The sequence below is a fragment of the Candidatus Competibacter phosphatis genome, from assembly GCF_012939995.1.
Taxonomy (GTDB): Bacteria; Pseudomonadota; Gammaproteobacteria; order Competibacterales; family Competibacteraceae; genus Competibacter; species Competibacter phosphatis.
Map to the genome: position 1 here is coordinate 13,225 of NZ_SPMZ01000006.1, position 19,168 is coordinate 32,392.

General features: G+C 60.3%; 16 protein-coding genes and 3 pseudogenes. 4 read left to right on the forward strand and 15 right to left on the reverse strand.

All coding sequences use genetic code 11. The features are described from left to right. Positions 1-49: 49 nt before the first annotated feature. Positions 50-1,066, reverse strand: a complete 1,017-nt coding sequence (locus E4P82_RS01705; protein ID WP_169247283.1) for a CDP-6-deoxy-delta-3,4-glucoseen reductase — start codon at positions 1,064-1,066, stop codon at positions 50-52. 73 nt (positions 1,067-1,139) lie between these two features. Then, the gene (ubiD, locus tag E4P82_RS01710; protein WP_169247284.1) at positions 1,140-2,603 is read right to left on the reverse strand and encodes a 4-hydroxy-3-polyprenylbenzoate decarboxylase; all 1,464 of its coding nucleotides are present in this window, start codon (positions 2,601-2,603) and stop codon (positions 1,140-1,142) included. Between the two features lie 244 nt (positions 2,604-2,847). Between ubiD and E4P82_RS01715 the strand changes: the two genes are divergently transcribed. Together E4P82_RS01715 and E4P82_RS01720 are read left to right on the forward strand one after the other, a co-directional pair. Further along, positions 2,848-3,381, forward strand: a complete 534-nt coding sequence (locus E4P82_RS01715; RefSeq protein ID WP_169247285.1) for a TRAP transporter small permease subunit — start codon at positions 2,848-2,850, stop codon at positions 3,379-3,381. Between the two features lies 1 nt (position 3,382). Beyond that, positions 3,383-4,847: pseudogene (locus E4P82_RS01720) on the forward strand (TRAP transporter large permease). 50 nt (positions 4,848-4,897) lie between these two features. On the opposite strand, the gene E4P82_RS01725 reads toward E4P82_RS01720, so the two are convergent. Further along, a complete protein-coding gene (locus tag E4P82_RS01725; RefSeq protein ID WP_169247286.1) occupies positions 4,898-6,004 on the reverse strand; it encodes a TRAP transporter substrate-binding protein in 1,107 nt (368 codons plus the stop codon). 447 nt (positions 6,005-6,451) lie between these two features. On the opposite strand from E4P82_RS01725, the gene E4P82_RS01730 reads away from it, so the two are divergent. Both E4P82_RS01730 and E4P82_RS01735 read left to right on the forward strand, forming a co-directional pair. Next, on the forward strand, positions 6,452-7,651 hold the full coding sequence (locus E4P82_RS01730; protein ID WP_169247310.1) for an RtcB family protein: 1,200 nt from the start codon (positions 6,452-6,454) through the stop codon (positions 7,649-7,651). Between the two features lie 26 nt (positions 7,652-7,677). Then, positions 7,678-7,836, forward strand: a complete 159-nt coding sequence (locus E4P82_RS01735; RefSeq protein ID WP_169247287.1) for a hypothetical protein — start codon at positions 7,678-7,680, stop codon at positions 7,834-7,836. 32 nt (positions 7,837-7,868) lie between these two features. Here the strand turns inward: E4P82_RS01735 and E4P82_RS01740 are convergent, their stop codons facing one another. The 12 genes and pseudogenes from E4P82_RS01740 to E4P82_RS01790 all read right to left on the reverse strand — a co-directional run bounded on the left by E4P82_RS01740 (position 7,869) and on the right by E4P82_RS01790 (position 19,160). Further along, complete coding sequence (locus E4P82_RS01740) at positions 7,869-8,213, reverse strand: DUF2782 domain-containing protein (RefSeq protein ID WP_169247288.1); 345 nt, start codon at positions 8,211-8,213, stop codon at positions 7,869-7,871. 88 nt (positions 8,214-8,301) lie between these two features. Further along, entirely contained in the window at positions 8,302-9,075 is a 774-nt protein-coding gene (locus E4P82_RS01745; RefSeq protein WP_169247289.1) for a Mut7-C RNAse domain-containing protein, read from the reverse strand. After that, on the reverse strand, positions 9,062-9,232 hold the full coding sequence (locus tag E4P82_RS01750; RefSeq protein WP_169247290.1) for a hypothetical protein: 171 nt from the start codon (positions 9,230-9,232) through the stop codon (positions 9,062-9,064). The genes E4P82_RS01745 and E4P82_RS01750 overlap by 14 nt, the downstream gene beginning before the upstream one ends. A 106-nt stretch (positions 9,233-9,338) precedes the next feature. Then, a complete protein-coding gene (locus E4P82_RS23020; RefSeq protein WP_312913857.1) occupies positions 9,339-9,776 on the reverse strand; it encodes an HNH endonuclease family protein in 438 nt (145 codons plus the stop codon). Then, entirely contained in the window at positions 9,658-10,398 is a 741-nt protein-coding gene (locus tag E4P82_RS23025; protein ID WP_312913825.1) for a hypothetical protein, read from the reverse strand. Before E4P82_RS23025 ends, E4P82_RS23020 begins: the two co-directional genes overlap by 119 nt. A gap of 146 nt (positions 10,399-10,544) precedes the next feature. Continuing rightward, on the reverse strand, positions 10,545-11,063 hold the full coding sequence (locus tag E4P82_RS23030; RefSeq protein WP_312913826.1) for a DUF262 domain-containing protein: 519 nt from the start codon (positions 11,061-11,063) through the stop codon (positions 10,545-10,547). A 30-nt stretch (positions 11,064-11,093) separates the two neighbouring features. After that, positions 11,094-13,821 (reverse strand): annotated as a pseudogene (polA, locus tag E4P82_RS01760) (DNA polymerase I). Between the two features lie 16 nt (positions 13,822-13,837). Then, the gene (locus E4P82_RS01765; RefSeq protein ID WP_169247291.1) at positions 13,838-14,263 is read right to left on the reverse strand and encodes a F0F1 ATP synthase subunit epsilon; all 426 of its coding nucleotides are present in this window, start codon (positions 14,261-14,263) and stop codon (positions 13,838-13,840) included. 30 nt (positions 14,264-14,293) lie between these two features. Further along, positions 14,294-15,040, reverse strand: coding sequence for a nickel pincer cofactor biosynthesis protein LarB (gene larB / locus E4P82_RS01770; RefSeq protein ID WP_169247292.1), 747 nt, complete (start codon positions 15,038-15,040; stop codon positions 14,294-14,296). Positions 15,041-15,389: 349 nt separating this feature from the next. Beyond that, entirely contained in the window at positions 15,390-16,208 is an 819-nt protein-coding gene (larE, locus tag E4P82_RS01780; RefSeq protein ID WP_312913832.1) for an ATP-dependent sacrificial sulfur transferase LarE, read from the reverse strand. Further along, positions 16,205-17,406, reverse strand: a pseudogene (larC, locus tag E4P82_RS23460) (nickel pincer cofactor biosynthesis protein LarC). The gene larE and the pseudogene larC overlap by 4 nt, the downstream one beginning before the upstream one ends. A 119-nt stretch (positions 17,407-17,525) precedes the next feature. Then, a complete protein-coding gene (locus tag E4P82_RS01790; RefSeq protein WP_169247295.1) occupies positions 17,526-19,160 on the reverse strand; it encodes a 4Fe-4S binding protein in 1,635 nt (544 codons plus the stop codon). Positions 19,161-19,168: the final 8 nt, after the last annotated feature.

Genomic DNA, 19,168 nt, shown 5'->3' on the forward strand with positions numbered 1-19,168 from the left:
GAGTCATTTTCACCCATTTGGGAGCATTTGCATCTCATGCATCCGGTTTTTATCGCGCCGAAAACTCGAAGGAATCGTAGAACAGTTGTTCGACTGGTAGCCCAAGAGCGGCGAACACCGGTTTGGCGGCTTCGATCATCGGCGGCGGGCCACTCATGTAGACGTCATGACCGCTCAGGTCGGGATAATCCACTGCGACCGCCTCATGCACCCAGCCAGTACGTCCTTGCCAATCGTCCTCTGGACGTGCCTCCGACAACACCGGCGTATAGCGGAAATTCGCATGTTCCGCCGCCCACTGACGCGGCAACGCGTCCAGATACAGATCGACTTTCGCCCGCGCGCCCCAATACAAATGCAACGGCTGCTCCAGCCCAATGTGAAAGGCGTGCTCCAGCATGCCTTTCAGCGGCGCGAAGCCGGTGCCGCCGCCCATCAGAATAATCGGCCGAGGAGAATCCTCGCGCAGGAAGAACGTCCCCAATGGTCCCTGAAACCGCAGCAGTGACTTGTCCTTCATCCGCTCAAAGACGTGATCGGTGAAAAACCCGCCCGGCACATGGCGCACATGCAGTTCCAGCAGATCGTCGGCATGAGGCGGGTTGGCCAGCGAAAAACCGCGCCGCCGCCCATCGGCCAGCAGGATATCCACATACTGACCGGCCAGAAATTGCAAACGCTCGATGCTCGGCGGCCGTAGATAAAGCCTCATGACGTCCGGCGCCAACAATTCCCGCTGCTCCACCCGGCAGGGCAAAGTCCGAACCACGATATCAGCCACACTCTTGACCTCACGCGCTTCGATCACTAGATCCGAACGCGGCCGGGCCTGACACAGTAGCGCCTTACCGGCATTCTGCTCGGCCTCGCTCAAAGCCGGCGGGCGGCCATCGGGATAGCCGACCTCGCCAGACAGAATCGTCGCCATGCAAGACCCACAAGTTCCATTACGGCAACCGTAGGGCAACACATTGCCCTTCTCGCGCAGGGCGGCGTCCAGCACCGACTCATTGTTCTCGACCTGAAATTCATGGCCGCTCGGCTGGAGGGTGACGTGATAAGACATGATCGATTTTGTCTCTCTTTTTTATTGGACGCGGGCTGTTTAGAAGCGTATTCGCCCGCTCGGTTCGCCGAACCTACAATCCCAGCTCATCCCACAACGCATCCACCCGCTGTTTCACCGCCGGACTCATCGCAATCGGCCGACCCCATTCGCGCGTGGTCTCGCCGGGCCATTTGTTGGTGGCATCGAAGCCGATCTTCGAACCCAAACCGGATACCGGCGAGGCGAAATCCAGATAGTCGATCGGCGTATTTTCGATCATGACCGTATCCCGTACCGGGTCCATGCGGGTGGTCATGGCCCAGATCACGTCTTTCCAATCGCGAGCGTTCACGTCCTCGTCCACCACGATTACGAACTTGGTGTACATGAATTGGCGCAGGAACGACCAGACCCCCAGCATCACCCGCTTGGCATGCCCCGGATACTGCTTACGCATCGCCACCACCGCCAGCCGGTAGGAACAACCCTCCGGTGGCAGGTAGAAATCGACGATTTCGGGAAACTGCTTTTGCAGGATCGGCACGAACACTTCGTTCAAGGCCACGCCGAGAATCGCCGGTTCGTCCGGCGGGCGACCGGTGTAGGTGCTGTGATAAATCGGTTGCTCGCGGTGAGTGATGCGCTCAATGGTGAACACCGGAAAGCGATCCACCTCGTTGTAGTAGCCGGTATGGTCGCCGAACGGCCCTTCCAACGCGGTTTCGTCGGGGGCGATGTGTCCCTCCAGCACCAACTCGGCGCTGGCCGGGACCTGCAATTCGCTGCCCAGACATTGCGCCAGCTCGGTGCGCGAGCCACGCAGCAGCCCGGCAAACGCGTATTCCGACAGGGTATCCGGCACCGGCGTCACCGCCGCCAGAATGGTCGCCGGATCGGCGCCCAGCGCCACCGCGATGGGAAACGGCTCGCCGGGTCGGGCCTGCCGCCAGTCACGGAAATCCAGCGCTCCGCCGCGATGGGCCAGCCAGCGCATGATCACCTTATTCCGCCCGATCACCTGCTGGCGGTAAATCCCCAGATTCTGGCGCGGCTTGTTCGGCCCTCGGGTCACCACCAGACCCCAGGTGATCAACGGCCCGGCATCCTCCGGCCAACAGTGCTGCACCGGCAATCGCGCCAAGTCCACATCGGCCGCTTCGATCACTCGTTCCTGACAGGGTGGCCGACCGATCTTCTTCGGCGCCATGTCCAGCACCTTCTTGAAGATCGGCAATTTCTCCCAGGCATCGCGCATTCCCTTGGGCGGGTCCGGCTCCTTGAGAAAAGCCAGCAGTTTGCCGACCTCGCGCAACGCTTCCACGTCGTCCGCGCCCATGCCCAGCGCCACCCGACGCGGCGTGCCGAACAGGTTGCCCAACACCGGAATCACATGACCCTTAGGATTTTCGAACAGCAACGCCGGCCCACCGGCCCGCAGAACCCGGTCGCAAATCTCGGTCATCTCCAAGTGCGGATCGACGGCGACTCGGATACGTTTCAGCTCGCCGAGCCGCTCCAGTTGGGCGATAAAATCGCGCAGGTCCCTATACTGCATGTGAAATCTCATTCAAGTTAGGTGACGCTATCAGCAAAAATAGCCCATCATGTCTACTGGGCATTCCACAATAGGGAATAACATTATCATTCCAGGAAATCGCGCTCTACCTTGGCGCACACTCGTAGCGTTTCCAACCGAGTCACCCTACACTGTCGCTGGTCTTGTTGCCGCATTTTACGCTCGCACTCTTGTACTCCATTCCAATGACTATTCCATTTCACACTCTCGCGCAGGAAATATCATGAAATTCCTGCTCCGTATCGCCGCTGCCATTGATGCATTGAACACGACCATCGGACGCTGGATGAGTTGGCTGATACTGTTTTGCACCCTGACCAGTGCCGTCACCGCCACATTACGCTACACCCTCGACTGGGGATCCAATGCGCTGCTGGAAGCGCAATGGTTCATGTTCGGGCTAGTGTTCCTATTCTGTTCAGCTTGGACCTTATGGGAAGGCGGCCATGTTCGCATTGACATCCTGCATGCCAAACTGCCGCCAGTCGTGCAAATTTGGATTGAGATTCTTGGTGCATTACTCTTTTTGTTGCCAGCGTGCCTGCTGATCGCCATCGATGCTTGGAATTATTTTCTCATCGCGTTCCAGACTCGCGAAGCCTCACCGAATCCCGGCGGACTGCTCTGGTGGCCGCTTAAGCTGGCAATCCCGGTCGCTTTCGTACTGCTCAGCCTGCAAGGAATTTCCGAAACCATCAAAAACATAGCGATCTTGACCGGTGATCGTCCGTTGCCGGTGCGCAAGGGAGGGCATTGAGATGGCTGAACTCCTGATCGCCAACATGGCACCGATCATGTTTTTGGCATTGGTGCTTTTTCTGCTGCTGGGCTATCCAGTGGCCTTCTCGCTGGCGGCGGTGGGCATGACCTTTGGGGTGCTTGGCATCCATCTGGGGCTGCTCACCCCAAACTTGTTGCAAGCGTTCCCGGCCCGTATCTTCGGCATCATGAAGAACGAAATTCTGCTAGCGGTGCCGTTCTTCACCTTCATGGGGTTGATCTTGGAACGCAGCGGTATGGCCGAAGATTTGCTCGAAACCATCGGTCAGTTGTTCGGCGGCGTTCGCGGTGGCTTGGCCTATGCAGTCGTTTTTGTTGGCGCTTTGCTCGCCGCGACCACCGGCGTGGTTGCAGCGTCGGTGATTGCGATGGGTTTAATCTCGCTGCCGATCATGCTGCGTTACGGCTATGACAAACGCTTGGCCACTGGCATCATCGCGGCTTCTGGCACTTTGGCGCAAATCATTCCACCATCGCTCGTGTTGATCGTGATGGCTGACGTGCTCGGCCGTTCAGTCGGTGATATGTACAAGGGCGCGTTCATTCCCGGCCTCGTCCTCACCGGACTTTACATGCTGTGGGTTTTCCTGAGCACGATCCTGTGGCCCCACACTGCCCCGGCGCTGCCGCCAGAAGCTCGCACGCTGCGCGGTTGGGCGCTGGCTCGCCGCGTCGCCGTCGCGATGGCACCACCGCTGGCACTGATCTTCCTAGTGCTGGGTAGCATCTTCATCGGCTGGGCCACTCCGACCGAAGGCGGCGCGTTGGGTGCGGTGGGCGCGCTGTTGCTGGCTCTGCTCAAGCGCAGACTGAACCTGCGCTTGCTGACCGAAGCGACGCAGGCCACCGCCAAGATCGTTAGCTTCGTCATCTTCATCTTGATCGGTTCCAGCGTATTCAGCTTGGTGTTTCGAGGCGTCGACGGCGATCTTTGGGTAGAACATTTGCTGTTGGATTTGCCCGGTGGTCCCATCGGTTTTTTTGATCGTGGTGAACACGCTGGTATTTCTGTTGGCATTCTTCCTCGATTACTTCGAGATCAGCTTCATCATCCTACCGCTGCTGGCACCCGTCGCTGAGAAATTGGGCATCGATCCAATCTGGTTCGGCATCCTGCTCAGTGTCAACATGCAGACCTCCTTTATGCACCCGCCCTTCGGCTTCGCCTTGTTTTTTCTGCGCAGCGTCGCGCCACCTACGATACGCACCAGCGACATCTACTGGGGCGCCATACCGTTCGTGGCGATTCAAGTCATCATGGTGACGTTGATTATCGTGTTTCCAGGGCTGGTGACCGTAGGTCTCGACCGTCCGGTTCACACGGGGCAACCCGCACCGGTACAGCTATTGGCACCGCTCGACGTCCCAAACGCCGCCCCGCCCTCTTCAAACCAGAATGATGCCACTGAGTTGCTCAAGCAGCTCCCTCAACCGAGGCAGTAATCCGCTCACCCCGGCGCGTGTTTACGCCGGGTTTCTAACAACCGTTCCCTTTATGTCTTGGTGCGCAACGCAACCTGCATGAAATTCGCCAGCGTATCTTCAGCCAATCCCATCCAAATATCGGATGCCTGCTGGAAGGTATGCATCGACTCGAAAAGCTTCTTGAAATCTGGATTCTTCGCAGACTCTTCTGCGTAAATCTTATGGGCCGCCTTATAAGCGGCTTTCAGCGCGTCGTCTGGATAGCGCCTGAGCTGCGTACCGTTCTGCACCAGCCGCTGGATCGCCAGTGGATTCTTGGCGTCATAATTGGCCAGCATTTTGACGTTGGCCTCGGCGGCAGCGGTCTCGAACGCGATTTGATAGGCTGCAGGCAGCTTCTCCCACTGTTCCTTGTTGACGTAGAACGAAATCATCGGGCCTGGCTCCCACCAAGCTGGGTAGTAATAGAACTTAGCGACCTTGTAGAAACCCAGTTTTTCATCATCATAAGGGCCGACCCACTCGGCGGCGTCGATCGCGCCCCGCTCCAACGCTGGATAAATCTCCGGCCCCGGCAACAGTTGCGGCACCGCGCCCAGCGCCAAGAACACCTCTGCGCCGAACCCAGGAATGCGGATCTTCAAACCTTTGAGATCATCCAGCGATTTGATTTCCTTGCGAAACCATCCCCCCATCTGGACGCCGGTATTGCCACCTGGGAAATTGACGACGTTGTACTTGGCGAAGAATTCACGCAACAAGGCCAATCCACCGCCGTAATAGCACCAAGCATTCATCTGGCGGGCGTTCAGACCAAACGGAACCGTTGTATCCAGGGAAAAGGCTTTGTTCTTGCCGTGATAGTAATAACCGCAGGTGTGGCCACATTCCACGGTATTCTGCTGCACAGCGTCCAACACACCATTCGGCGGCACGATCTCGCCGCCGGCAAAGACGCGGATTTCAAACTTGCCCTCCGTCATGGCGGCGACATGTTGGGCCAACACTTCACTCGCGCCGTAGAGGGTGTCCAGATTTTTCGGAAAACTCGACGCCAGCCGCCATTTGATGGTGGGCAAAGTTGCTGCTGTCTGCGCCATCGCCGGGATGGCGGCCGTACCGGCGGCGGCGGCCAAACCCAGGCCGGTTTTTTTAATGAAATCGCGACGCTCCATCACTATCTCCACATGGTTATTGGTATGCAATGCTGCTCCAACGTCCTGGATACTGGACAAATTGCCAGTCCTGACATGGATAACTCTATCAGACCCAAGCCGGATTGCATCCCGCGCATTGAGACTGGCTTTCGGTTGGCATCGCGGCTGGCCGCCAGTGTGGACTTTTGACAATCGCCCAGAACATCCGCATAATTTAAATGTAATTTTTACGGTAAGCCTATAGATTTTCACGGGACGCCCCATATCGTCCCAACGCGCGGAAGGCGAACGACATGCCCGTACAAGAACAGATCCCCATGTGACGCCTTCCGAGCGACCTTCGGAAGGCATTTCTGGTCTTCCGAGTCTGCTTCCCCCCGCGACTTTGGAAAACCCTGGATGACTCCCATCGTCCAGGGTTTCTTGCTTGGGAAGCAGGCCGCGTATCACCGTCGAGAACCCATCATGCCGATCCAGCAAATCCTGACCGGAGGCAAGGTCCCGGTCAAAATCTATACCGACGACGTAGACCCCAAGGCACTGGTCCAACTGAGCAACATGGCCCAGCTACCGTTCGTCCACGGCCATGTCGCGGCGATGCCCGATGTCCATGTCGGCATCGGCGCGACCGTGGGCGCGGTCATTCCCACCAAGGGCGCGATCATCCCGGCGGCGGTCGGGGTCGATATCGGCTGCGGCATGAATGCCGTTCGCCTCAGTCTCAAGGCCGGACAGTTGCCGGACAACCTGCGACCCCTGCGCCACGTCGTGGAAGCGGCGGTGCCGGTCGGCTTCGACATGCACTCCGAGGGACATGGCGCGCTGGCCTCGACCGTGCGCGCCATGTCCGGCGGGCTGGACCGCATCGTCAAGCGGCATCCTGGTATTCTGAAAATGCAGAAGAACGTCGAGCGGAACTGGATGCGGCAACTCGGCACCCTGGGCGGCGGCAACCACTTCATCGAACTGTGCCTGGACGAAAACCAGGACGTGTGGGTGATGCTGCATTCCGGTAGTCGCGGCATCGGCAACATCATCGGTCGCTACTTCATCGAACTGGCCCGCAAGGACATGGGCAAGCACCTGGCCAACCTGCCGGATCGCGACCTGGCCTATCTGCGGGAAGGTGCCGAACATTTCGACGATTACGTGGACGCCGTGCACTGGGCGCAGGATTACGCCATGACCAACCGCCGCGAGATGATGCGGCTGATCCTGGAGGCGCTGGCCCGGCAACTGCCGCCGTTCACCGCGACCAAGGAGGCCATCAACTGCCACCACAATTACGTGGCGGTGGAGCATCATTTTGGGGAAGAGCTGTTCGTGACCCGCAAGGGCGCCATCCGCGCCGGCGCGGGCGATTTAGGCATCATCCCCGGCAGCATGGGCGCCAAGTCCTACATCGTGCGCGGCAAAGGCGAACCGCAATCGTTCTGCTCCTGCTCGCACGGCGCCGGCCGGCGGATGAGCCGGGGTCAGGCCAAAAAGAAGTTCGACCCGCAAGACCTGATCGCCCAGACCGCCGGGGTGGAATGCCGCAAGGATGCCGGCGTCCTGGATGAAATTCCGGGTGCCTACAAGGACATCGACGCCGTAATGGCCAACCAGTCGGACCTGGTCGAGGTGGTGCATACCCTCAAGCAAGTCATGTGCGTCAAGGGCTGACCACCAACAGGGATGGAGGATACCTCATGGAAAACAATCGCCAGCGGCAGCGCCGCAACCCGGTCGCCGCCGCGCCGATCCTGCGCAAGGGCGGCGCGCACCTGAAATCGAAAACGGCGGAACGCGCCAAGACCCGCTCCCAATTGAAGCGGGATGCCAGCGAGTGGCGGCAGTGGCGTGACTGAAGGTTTGGCCTTCCTCGCCCCCGCCAAATCCGCTACCAGCGCAACAGCACCCAGGCCGGGATCACCAAATTGCTTGCCAGGTCGTTGAAGCGGGTTTCCAGGCTCCCATCGCCGTCGGTATCCACCAGATAGTAGGAAGCCCCCTTGGCGGGATTGACCTTGACCATATACAGCACCCCGCCGGCCCGGTATTCCTCGATCGTACCTTCACTGCCGCGGCGGCGGATGGTCACTTCCGGCGCCGGGACGTTTTGCTCGGCGCTCCCGGTCGGCGAGCCGTCTGGAATGGGTTCCAAACCGGCGGGCGGCTGTGAAGCGTCCTGGGCCCAAACCAGGCCCGACACCAGCAACAACGGAAAAATAAAGCGCGAGCGCATGGTTGATCCTTTCAAGAATGGTGGAGTAAGTGAATGCGCCGATGGCTCCGTCCGAATCCGTGCAACTCGCACGTCGAAGCCGTGCGCATCATGGGTTGGGCTCGGCAACCGAGTCGGTGTTCGGCATGTCGTTTCCGGCGCGCGCCCGGAGGCCGTCGATGAAGCGACGGATGTGCGGCATATGGCTGCCTTCCCAATATAAATGGCCGCATTCGCCGCATTCCCAGAACGTTTCGATGTAGCGGCGGGTTTCCGGTGGTAGTCGTTCCCAGACGCGTTGCTTGGGCGCCGCCGCCAGCAGGCCGTTGCAGCGGGCGCAGCGCTGGAGCGGTTGGATCGCGCGGTACAAATCCAGCCGGGCCACCACCTCCTCGACCTGCCGACGCGGCTCGACCGCGCGCACGTAGTAACCGTGCGTCACCACCGCCCGCTTCAGCAAGTCACGGTCGCGGGTCAGCAGAATCCGTCGCTCGGTACTGGCCAACCGCGCCAGTTCGGCATCCTCGTAATCGTTGCGGTACAACGTATCGAATCCCAGCAGACGCAGATAACGCGCCAGCTTGCCCAGATGCACATCCAGCACGAAGCGACTGACTCGCAGCGGGTGCGGGCGAACCCGAACCAGTGGCTGGATGTCGAGCGCTTCGAACAGGGGATAGACACTGATGTGGTCACCATCCCGAACGATATGGCTAAAATCCACGGATTGGCCGTTGACCAAAATTAGATCGATTTCCGTATGCGGTACGCCAAGCGCCTCGATCATATCCTTGATGGAGGCCCGCCGCTGGAATTCGTGAATGAAACGGACCTTGCGTCGCGCGAGCGGCAAAAAGTCGTTCAGCTCCTCATAAAACCGCATCTGACACTTGCTTTTCAACAACTTCAGCCACCTCGAAAACCGGCGCGGCGCGGTCGTGGAAGCCAGGGATGCGCCGAACCTCTATTCGAAAATAATAGCTGAGCATGTGGCGACTGCCGCATTCCGTTGCCAACCGACGAAATGCGGCAACGAGCATGGCGCATCACTCGGATATTGGCGACTGGCCAGGTCCTACGCTCGGAAAAAGCCACCCATACTGCGCCAGTATCCGATCCAGTTTGGGTGCGAACAGCACCCAACATTCAAGCCAATTGGGCCACACGCCAAACGCTGGTAGCCATCTTCGCTAGTGTCCGCTGTCTGGCCTCGATGCGCGATGATGTCCAGTCCGCGTTTTCTTCGGCCACCTTGCGGGTCAACGAGAATATGCTGACCGCGTAGACAGCTCGCTTGGTGGCGTAATCGGCGTTCCCAACCTCGCGGTTCGGTCCGGTTTCCATCAGCGCCATATTGCCGAGACGGTACACAAATGTATCCAGGTCTTCATCGCTGAACGCCTCCCACCCGGCCGAGGGATTTTGCGGCAGGATATGTTCCAGATTGTAGCTGGCGCTCTCAAATTCAACATCCTGACCGGAAGCCTGTTTCTCCAGCGCGCATAGGATGTAGCGTACGATTTTTCTTGTTTCGACTCGCTGTGGTCTTGATGCATTTGTCGGCAAAAGCGTCGAGGAAAGCATCATCGGCCGGATAGATGCTTTTCAGCGCCTCTAGCACGCTGGCCGACGTTGTGAGCGTGCCATTGGCGATGCGCTGCGCCACACCGTGGTAAACCCGCTCCTGATCACCGGTATGCAAACCACCGATTACATTATAACGGAAAGCAATCATCACGCAGGCACGCAACAGCATCTCGAATTCAGGGTCCGTCAGGCGGCGCTTGGCGGCCATCAGTAAAGGAAAAGGCTGCCGCACGCTGAACATGCGTAGTTCGCTGGCATAGCCACGCCATACCGGCGGCCACTGCGACCCCTCCGGGCTGGTCAAGGCGAGATAGAGATCCACATCCTCATCCATGCCACGCAGTAACTCGAAAACTTGCTCGCGAGTAGCCACCTGTCTGCGAATTACCTTGAACAGATCAGATTGACGCACGAAAGCGTTGCGACTATTCCAGTGCATGCGCAGAAAATCTGGGAGACTTTCGCTGCCCAATCGTCCCACCATGTTTTCCCAACGATCTTCCAGATTCTTGAGTTCGTACTCGTATTCCCGCTGCCGGTGCAATACCGAGAACAAATAGTTCTTCAGCAAATCGGTGGCGGAAAGACGGACACCACGCGCGTTGAGGGTCTCGAACACCTTATAGGCGTTGAGTTCATCGGTGACGGTGATGACGGTAAAAAAACAATCGATCGCTCATATTCTCAATGAGTTGGGCGATTACCATGCCAACATCCGCTGAGGGGTTGCTCTTGACATAATCGCGAATGCGCCGATCGAACCATTCAAAAAGACCTACGCAGACCGTGTTCCGAAGCACGGATTCTGCGCTGTGGCAGGTTCTCGGCCAAAGGAACGAGATAGGTTTGGTAGTAGTTGTCGTTATTTCGATTCAGGGTTAGTTTGGACCGGGGCACCAAGGTGACGGGGTCGAGATAGCCGATATAGGTTTGACGAAGTTGGTCGAGTCGCTGGCGCGTGCGCTCGGGCTCCTTGTTTTCGTCGATCAGGCGTTGCAGGTTCTTGAGCGCCGTCAACACGATGATGCTGAGGGTGGTGAGCCGCTGCTGGCCATCAATGACGTCGAAAACCCGGTCGTCCGCCGATTGCAGGACCAGGTAACCCATATAGTGCGCGGGCTCGCCGCCTTCCACGATAGTGCCGAGTATGTCTTGCCAGAGGTCATCCCATTCGTCTTCCCCCCAACTGTAGTCGCGTTGAAAACGGGGAATACGATAGGTCAGGCCGTTACCCATCAACTTGCGGTAGGTATCGTTCTTGGTATTGAAGTTGGTCGCGGACATGCTTGTTCTCCCGATTTCGCGCCGCTCCGCTCAATGCGCCTCATCCCAATTCGCGCCCACGCCGATATCCACCTCCAACGGTACGCGCAACTCCGCCGCCGTGATCATCGCCGCCCGGATGCGCTCCCCGGCTTCCGTCACCGCATCCTCGGCCACTTCGAACACCAACTCGTCGTGAACCTGCATCAACATCCGCGCCGGAAAACCGGATTCCCGCAACCAGCGATCCACCGCCAGCATGGCCCGTTTGATGATGTCGGCGGCGGTGCCCTGCATCGGCGCGTTGATGGCGGCCCGTTCCGCCGCTTGCCGAAGCTGTGGGTTGCGGGCGCGGATGTCCGACAAATACAGCCGGCGACCGAATACCGTCTCCACGTAACCCCGCTCGGCGGCCGAGCGTCGGGTGTTCTCCATATACGCCTTGACGCCGGGATAGCGGGTGAAATAACGATCCACGTAATCCTTCGCCGCACCGCGTTCGATGCCGAGTTGCTGGGCCAATCCGAACGCCGACATACCGTAGATCAGCCCGAAATTGATGGCCTTGGCGCTACGTCGCTGCTCGGCGCCGACATCCTCCACCGCCACGCCGAACACCTCGGCGGCGGTGGCGCGATGCACGTCGACGCCGGCGGCGAAAGCGCGCAGCAAGCCGTCGTCGCCGGACAGATGGGCCATGATCCGCAGTTCGATTTGCGAATAATCCGCCGCCAGCATCACCCAACCCGGTTCCGGCACGAAGGCTTGCCGGATGCGCCGCCCTTCCGAGGTGCGGATTGGGATATTCTGCAAATTAGGATCGGAAGACGACAAGCGGCCGGTGCTGGCCACCGCCTGATGATAGGAGGTATGGACCCGGCCAGTATGCGGATGAATCTGCTCGGGCAGCCGATCGGTATAGGTCGATTTCAACTTGCTCAGCGAGCGGTGCTCCAAAATCACTTTCGGTAACGGATAGTTCAGCGCCAGTTCCTGCAACACGTCCTCGGCGGTGGATGCCTGACCGGTCGCGGTTTTCTTGCCGGATGGCAATCCCAGTCGCTCGAACAAAATCGCCTGCAACTGCTTGGGCGAACCCAGATTGAACCGTCCGCCAGCCAAATCGTGGGCTTGCTGTTCCAGCTCCCACAAGCGTTTGGCGAGTTCACCACTTTGCTGGCGCAATGCCGCCGCGTCCACCCGCACCCCGATCCGCTCCATCCGCGCCAGCACGTCGATCAGCGGAATTTCCAGCTCCTCATACAGCCGCCGCAAGCCCGGCTCCCGTTCCAGGCGCGGCCACAAGCAGCGATGCAACCGCAGGGTCACGTCGGCATCCTCGGCCGCATAGGGTCCGGCCTGTTCCAGCGCCACCTGATTGAAGGTCAATTGTTTGGCACCCTTCCCCGCCACATCCTCAAAGTGGATGGTACGCAGCTTCAGATGCCGCTCCGCCAGCGAATCCATATCGTGGCGGGCGGTGGAATCCAGCACGTAGGACTCCAGCAGGGTGTCGTGCCGGATGCCGCGCAAGGTAATGCCATGATTGGCGAGCACATGCGAATCGTATTTGAGATGCTGACCCAACTTGGGTCGCGCCGGGTCCTCCAGCAATGGGCGCAACCGCTCCAACACCCATTCACGGCTCAATTGATCCGGGGCACCGGGATAGTCGTGCGCCAAGGGCACATAAGCAGCTTCGCAAGGATTCACCGCGAAAGATACGCCGACAATTCGCGCGTCCAGATAATTCAGGCTGGTGGTTTCGGTATCGAAGGCGAACAAATCCGCCGCCTGTAATCGCGTCAGCCATTCCTCGAAAGCTGGCTGATCCAGGACAAGTTGATAGGTCACCGGTTCGGCGGCGGTTTCCTGAAAATCGAGCGCCGGCTGAGTCGGCGTCGGCGCCGGATTGGCTAGTGGGGCGGACGACAAATCCCGTAACCAGGAACGGAATTCGAAGCGCTCGTACAGCGCCCGCAGCGCGGCGGTATCGGGCGGCGCGGGCCGCAGTTCCTCAAACGTGACGGGCAGCGCGACCTGACAATCCAGGGTCGCCAGTTGCCGCGACAATGGCAGTTGTTCCAAACCGGCGCGCAGTTTCTCGCCGATCTTGCCGGTAATAGCGGCGGCATCGGCGATCAGCGCATCCAGCGAGCCGTATTGACGTAGCCACTTGGCGGCGTTCACTGGCCCGACGCCCGGCACGCCGGGAATATTGTCGGACGTATCGCCGACCAAGGCCAGCCAATCGACGATCAGCGCCGGCGGCACGCCGAATTTTTGTTCCACGCCGGCCACGTCGGTCACCAGATTCTTCATGGTATCCAGCATGCGCACCCGCTCGCCCACCAACTGTGTCAGATCCTTGTCGCCGCTGACGATCAACACCGGCAAGCCCTTGGCGGTCGCTTGCTGGGTCAAGGTGCCGATCACATCGTCGGCTTCGACCCCCCCCCACTTGCAGCAACGGCAATCCCAAGGCGCGAATGCAAGCATGCAACGGTTCGATCTGTTGGACCAGCAGCGGGTCCATGGGTGGCCGATGGGCCTTGTAATCGGCGAACTGTTCGTGACGGAACGTCTTGCCGGGCGCGTCGAACACCACGGCCAGATAGTCCGGGCGGTAGTCGGCCAACAAGCGGCGCAGCATGTTCAGCACCCCGTACAAGGCGCCGGTCGGTTCGCCTCCTTTGGTGCTCAGGGCCGGCAGCGCATTGAAAGCCCGGTGCAGCCAGGACGAACCATCCACCAGCACGCAAGGATTGGATGCAGTCATCGATACTCGTTCTCCATCATTTGATCGACCGTCGGCCTCGGCGCCGTAAGTGGTCGATGGCCTGCAATTGCGCCGTGGCTTCCGCCAAGGTCCTCGCGCACTCCATATCGCTCAAACATTGCAGCAACGTGCATCGGGCCGCTTCGCGGGCGCGAACGGCGGCGGCTTCGTCGAGATTGGCGGCATTTTCGGCGTAATCGGCCAACACCGTGACTATCTGCGGCTGGACTTCCAGCAAACCGCTGGAGATATAGAACACTTGCATTTCCTCCGACGACAGTTGTACTCGCACCTGTCCGGGTTTCAAGCGCGCCAAAAACGGGCTGTGCCCCGGCAGAATGCCCACCTCGCCCAGCTCCGCCGTCGCCACCACCATTTCGGCCAACCCGGAAAACAGTTCCTTCTCCGCGCTGACGATGTCCACATGTACCTTGATCGCCATACCGCCCTCATCCACCCGATTCCGCTGTCATCACGGCTGATTGATCATGCTGGCCAGACAGGCGGCGCCGAAACCGTTGTCGATATTGACCACCCCCACGCCTCCGGCGCAGGACGTCAACATGCCCAATAACGCCGCCAGCCCGTCGAAACTAGCGCCATAACCAACGCTGGTCGGCACCGCGATGACCGGACGGGCCACCAAGCCCGCCACCACGCTGGCTAAGGCTCCTTCCATGCCGGCGACCACGATTACGACCCGCGCGGCGCGAATCGACTCCAGTCGCGCCAACAATCGATGCAAACCGGCCACACCCACATCGTTGATGCGCTCGATGCGGTTGCCGAACGATAACGCGGTTTCGGCCGCCTCCTCCGCCACCGCCAGATCGGAGGTGCCGGCGGTAACGATTGCAATGTAGCCATCGGTCAACGATGGGGAGGAACGCTGCACGACGACGGTACGCCCCAAGGCGTTATAACGGGCATCGGGACACAATTCCGTGATCGCGTCGGCCATTTCCGCCGTGGCGCGCGTGGCCAAAATGGTGCTGTCTCCCTCCAGCATGGCGGCCACGATGGTCTTGACCTGCGCGACAGTCTTGCCCGCGCAGTAGATCACCTCGGGCTGGCCACGTCGCAGTTCGCGGTGATTGTCGAGCACCGCTTCGCCCAGATCGCGAAATGGCAGATCCCGCAATCGGTCGATTGCGCCATCCACCGCCAATTCACCGGAGCGCACTTGTTCCAGCAGCAGGCGCAAGGAGGCTTCGTTCACCATCACCCTCGATGGGCCAACGCGGCCCCATTGTGTTGCTGACAACACTTCATATACATTTCGAAGAATCCTGCCGGGCGCCCGCGTCCAGCTCCATCAAAGCTACCTTGTCCGATACTATTCCATGCGTAAACCCACTCTGCTGCTTGCCTTCCTCGGCTTGGCGCTATCTGTCGTGTCAGGCTGCGCCAATAACCTGGGTTCACCATCTCCCAAGGTTGAACCTTCCTATATGAACAATGATTGCAGCGATCAGGAGCATTACGACAGCAAATCCTGCATCCCGGCGCCGGCGCCCCCACCCCCCATCGATCCTCGATGGTGATTGAAGAATGCCTGGTCTCTCCGTTCAGGTCACGACGTTGAAGCTTCCCCGGCGATAGCCCCGCATATCCAGGGTGACGTGGCGGAAGCCGCAATCGGTCAGCGCCGCCACGACCTGATCAGCCACCGTCTCGTCCAGCAGGCGCGCTTGACCGGCGCGATCCACTTCGATCCGCGCCAGATCGTCGTGGCAACGCACCCGCACCGTGCCAAAACCCAACGCCAGCAACGCCCGTTCGGCTGCTTCCACCCGCCGCAGCAGTTCGGGCCGGACTTCGGCATCGTGCGGCAGGCGGGTCAACAAGCAGGCGTAGGCCGGCTTGTTCCAGACTGGCAGGTTCAAGGCCTGGGCATAGCGGCGGATCTCGGCCTTGCCCAACTCGACTTCCAGCAGCGGGCTGCGGATCTCCAACTCGCGCAAGGCACGCATTCCGGGCCGGTAGTCGTGCAAATCGTCCCGGTTGCTCCCATCGGCCAACCAGGCGCAACCCTCGGCGGTGGCAACGGCTTTCAGTTCGGAAAACAGCTTCAGCTTGCAGCGATAACAACGGTCCGGGGGATTGTGGGCGATTTCCGCCGCGAGAGGTAATTCCAGCACCTGGTGGCGCACGCCAAGCATCGCGGCCAACTCCCGAGCCTCGGCGATTTCCCAGGACGCCATATAGGGTGTCATCGCGGTCAGCGCCAGCGCCCGCTCGCCCAAGGTCGCGTGGGCGGCCGCCAGCAGCAGGCTGCTGTCGAGCCCACCGGAACAGGCCACCGCGACCGAACCCAGACTACGCAGCAATTCCACCAGATCTCGGTAACCAGGCTCGTCCAGGGGAGAAGGCGATTCGGCGGTCACGGTAACCATTCCACCGGTTCCAACGACAGGTCCCGCTCCGCCAACACCTGCCGCGCCGCTTCGTAAATCCGGTGAATCGGCACGCCGCTATCCAGCGCCAGCCGCTTGCAGTCTTCGTATTCCGGCTTGCCGCGCAGCGGTCGGCCATGATGGTAGGCGATCTTGACCGCGACTTCGCCGTAACGGGTGGCGATCCGCTGAACCTCCCGCTTCAGGGCAGTCCGTGCCACTCCATGCCGACGCACGCCCAGCGTAGTGGTCTCGATCAGCAAGACGTCGGTCAGCACCGGCGCCAGCCATGGGGCGCACAACACGCCAAGCAACATACCCGGCCGGTTCTTTTTCATCAGCACCGGCACCAGCCAGACATCGTGGGCGCCGGCCGCGAACAGCCGTTCCAGTACATGGTCGTAGCATTCCGGGTTCATGTCGTCGATATTGCATTCCAGCACGCATAGCTCATTCTGCTCGCCCTCCTCGTCGGAGGCTTCGCCCAGCAAGACCCGCAACACGTTGGGAATCGGACCGTCGCGATGGCCGATACCGTAGCCGACCCGCTGGACCCGCAGCATGGGACGGGCCACAAATTCATCCACGAAGGCCGCCAGCAGCGCCGCGCCGGTCGGCGTGGTCGCCTCGAACGGCACCGCGCCCAGCTTGACCGGCGCTCCCTTGAGCAGCTCCAGCGTGGCTGGCGCCGGCACCGGCAACATCCCGTGAGCGCAGTGCGCCACGCCGCTGCCCAGTTCGATCGGCGAGCACAAAACCCGGTCCACATGCAATCGCTCCAGGGCGATAGCACCGCCGACGATATCGACGATGGCATCCAGGCGCCCACCTCGTGAAAATGAATCTGGTCCGGTGACGTGTCGTGGATACGAGCTTCGGCCTGGGCCAGACGGCGGAATACCGCCACCGCCCGTGCCCGCACGCTGTCCTTGAGCGAGCTGGCGCCGATCAACGCCTCGATCTGTCGCAGGTTACGGCGATCGGGTTGCTTGGGATCGACCACCACCCGCACCTGAGTACCGGCGATTCCTCGGCGGGTGGCGCGACTGGCCTGAACGCCGTAACCATCCAGCCCCAGCTTAGCCAGTTCCAACACCAGCTCGTCGTAATCCAGCCCCAGATCGAGCAGCGCCGCCAGATGCATGTCGCCGCTGATACCGGCAAAACAATCGTAATAAAGGATGTTCATCGCTCGAATCGGTGGTCGGTGAGCAAAACGGCCCGGAAAAACAAAACGGCCTCTGGGAAAATTCCCAACTTATCCAGGCCGCTCTCGGAAACAGCTTCCGGTGGCGGCGAATACAGCCGTCAGAACGGAAATCCACTATCTGGCTGGTGCTCAAGCGGCTTGGCCGATGGCCGAAGCGCCTGTTGGTGAACTGGATGGCCGTCCACGTAAATCGCCCGATACGGCCGGGCCGGACAGGCATTCTCGCAAGCCCCGCAACCGACGCACAGTGCCGGTCGCACCTCGGGGATGCTCAAGCCATCCCGGTACGGGATCATGTGCACCGCCTTGGTGGGGCAGTACTCGTCGCAAGCGCCACAGGCGGTGTGATCGGTATAAACGATGCAGTTGTCGTGAACGAAATGAGCCACGCCCAACTGCACGGTCTGCTTGGCGACCAATGCCAACGGCAGAATCGCGCCGGTCGGACAGACCTGGCCGCAGCGATTGCACTCGTAGCTGCAATAGCCGGTCGCGAAATCCAGGCGCGGTTGCAACAGGCCGGACCACCCATAGTCCAGCAAGGATGGCTGCAACACGCCATAAGGACAGGCGCTTACGCATAAATGACAGGCGGTGCACAGATCGTTGAAGCGGACGATGTCGCGAGCACCGGGCGGCGCCACCGGCCAGGTCTTGGCATTGGCCAATCGCGTGGGAACACGGTTGCTCGGCTTGGCTTCGACGTTTGACGACCGAGGCAGACTCGCCAACCCGACCAGCGCCGTCGCGCCCGCGCGCAGCAACGCCCGTCGTGCCTTCCCGTCCCTGGACAAGGCGGCGCGATGCACGGTGTCGGGGGAATTCGACGGTCGCGGCGGCAAGGCAACCGGGCTTGAACGGCGCAATGGCACCGGCCCCGACCACGCATAACCGATGCCGTGCGTCTCGCACACGGTCATGCAGTTGAAACAGGCCACGCAGCGGCTGAAATCCACTTCCTTGGTTTTCAGCCGGATACAGCCGGCCTTGCAATGAATGGAACACTGGGCGCACAGCACGCAGGCATCCTGGGGAATGCGGATCTTGAACAGGGCGAAACGGGAAACCAGCCCCAGCAGCGCACCCACCGGACAGAGGGTATTGCAGAACAGTCGGCCTCTGGCGGCGCTCAGCCCGATCAGCCCGAGCAAAAACAACGCCGGAAAGATCAGGGCGGCCAGCGGCGGCGCCTTCCAGTGCAGCGGAAACGGCCCGTAAACCCCGAAGCTTTCCAGCAACTGTTCGAACCCGTTGTGGACAACGACATAGAACGGTCGGATCAAGTCGCCGGCGATGCGGCCAAAATTGCTGAACGGGTCCAACAGACTGAGCGCCAGCGTGCTACCGCTCAGGAACAGGCCAACCGCCAGCGCCAGCACTCCATAACGAAGGACATCGTGCGACCGCTGGTAGCGGAATTTGACCTTGCGGGGCTTACGCAGCCAGTCGGCAACACGGATCACGATATCCTGCAAGGTGCCGAGCGGACAAATCGTCGAGCAGTACACCCGACCGAACAGCAGGGTCAGCGCCAGCACCGCCAGAAAACCAGCCGCCCCCCAGGCAATGGTCTGGCTGAATTTCAGCAGCGAGGGCACGAACTGCGGATACAACGCCGCCGTCGCGGTCGGCGTTTCGCCGATGCGGTCGAAATCGACGAACAGCAAGGTGGTCAGCGCCAGAAAAACCAACGAGACCACTACCCGGATCTTCTTCAGCCACGCCTGGTTCATCGACGGCT

What these genes read in the sequence shown, in the direction of transcription:
- E4P82_RS01705 (WP_169247283.1), bottom strand. Translation starts at nt 1,066, where the DNA reads ATGTCTTATCACGTCACCCTCCAGCCGAGCGGCCATGAATTTCAGGTC.
- ubiD (WP_169247284.1), bottom strand. Translation starts at nt 2,603, where the DNA reads ATGCAGTATAGGGACCTGCGCGATTTTATCGCCCAACTGGAGCGGCTC.
- E4P82_RS01715 (WP_169247285.1), top strand. Translation starts at nt 2,848, where the DNA reads ATGAAATTCCTGCTCCGTATCGCCGCTGCCATTGATGCATTGAACACG.
- E4P82_RS01725 (WP_169247286.1), bottom strand. Translation starts at nt 6,004, where the DNA reads ATGGAGCGTCGCGATTTCATTAAAAAAACCGGCCTGGGTTTGGCCGCC.
- E4P82_RS01730 (WP_169247310.1), top strand. Translation starts at nt 6,452, where the DNA reads ATGCCGATCCAGCAAATCCTGACCGGAGGCAAGGTCCCGGTCAAAATC.
- E4P82_RS01735 (WP_169247287.1), top strand. Translation starts at nt 7,678, where the DNA reads ATGGAAAACAATCGCCAGCGGCAGCGCCGCAACCCGGTCGCCGCCGCG.
- E4P82_RS01740 (WP_169247288.1), bottom strand. Translation starts at nt 8,213, where the DNA reads ATGCGCTCGCGCTTTATTTTTCCGTTGTTGCTGGTGTCGGGCCTGGTT.
- E4P82_RS01745 (WP_169247289.1), bottom strand. Translation starts at nt 9,075, where the DNA reads ATGCGGTTTTATGAGGAGCTGAACGACTTTTTGCCGCTCGCGCGACGC.
- E4P82_RS01750 (WP_169247290.1), bottom strand. Translation starts at nt 9,232, where the DNA reads ATGCTCGTTGCCGCATTTCGTCGGTTGGCAACGGAATGCGGCAGTCGC.
- E4P82_RS23020 (WP_312913857.1), bottom strand. Translation starts at nt 9,776, where the DNA reads ATGCTTTCCTCGACGCTTTTGCCGACAAATGCATCAAGACCACAGCGA.
- E4P82_RS23030 (WP_312913826.1), bottom strand. Translation starts at nt 11,063, where the DNA reads ATGTCCGCGACCAACTTCAATACCAAGAACGATACCTACCGCAAGTTG.
- E4P82_RS01765 (WP_169247291.1), bottom strand. Translation starts at nt 14,263, where the DNA reads ATGGCGATCAAGGTACATGTGGACATCGTCAGCGCGGAGAAGGAACTG.
- E4P82_RS01790 (WP_169247295.1), bottom strand. Translation starts at nt 19,160, where the DNA reads ATGAACCAGGCGTGGCTGAAGAAGATCCGGGTAGTGGTCTCGTTGGTT.